A 579-nucleotide genomic window follows, 5' to 3' on the forward strand; every position below is an offset into this window, starting at 1 on the left:
GAATAATACCATGTTTAGATATTAAAAACGGAAGAACAGTAAAAGGAGTGAATTTCGTAAATTTAATAGATGCAGGCGACCCTGTTGAATTGGCAAAACAATATGCCAAAAACGGAGCAGACGAATTAGTGTTTTTAGACATATCGGCAACTTTAGAAGGGAGAAACACAACCTTAGAAATGGTTTTAAATGTCGCAGAACAAGTTAACATACCATTTACCGTAGGAGGAGGAATCTCATCAATAGCAGATGTAGATAGGCTTTTAAAAGCAGGAGCAGATAAAATATCTATAAACTCCTCAGCAGTAAAACGCCCAGAATTAATAAATGAACTATCAGGTAAATTTGGTAGTCAGTGCATCACAGTAGCTATAGATGCAAAGCAAATAGCAGGCGAATGGATTGTACATTTAGCAGGAGGAAGCATACCCACACAATTAAACTTATTTGATTGGGCAAAGGAGGTCGAAAAACGAGGCGCAGGAGAAATACTTTTTACCTCTATGAATAATGATGGAACAAAAACAGGATTTGCAAACAAAGCCTTAGCAAAACTATCTAATACTTTAAATATACCAA

The 579-nt window shown here is 35.9% G+C and carries 1 protein-coding gene; it reads left to right on the forward strand.

Annotated elements, in window-relative coordinates; all coding sequences use genetic code 11:
- Positions 1-2 precede the first annotated feature (2 nt).
- On the forward strand, positions 3-579 hold a 577-nt coding region (gene hisF / locus ACVC2P_RS15760; protein WP_452599413.1), incomplete at its 3' end, for an imidazole glycerol phosphate synthase subunit HisF.

Source organism: Pontimicrobium sp. MEBiC01747 (assembly GCF_053601635.1).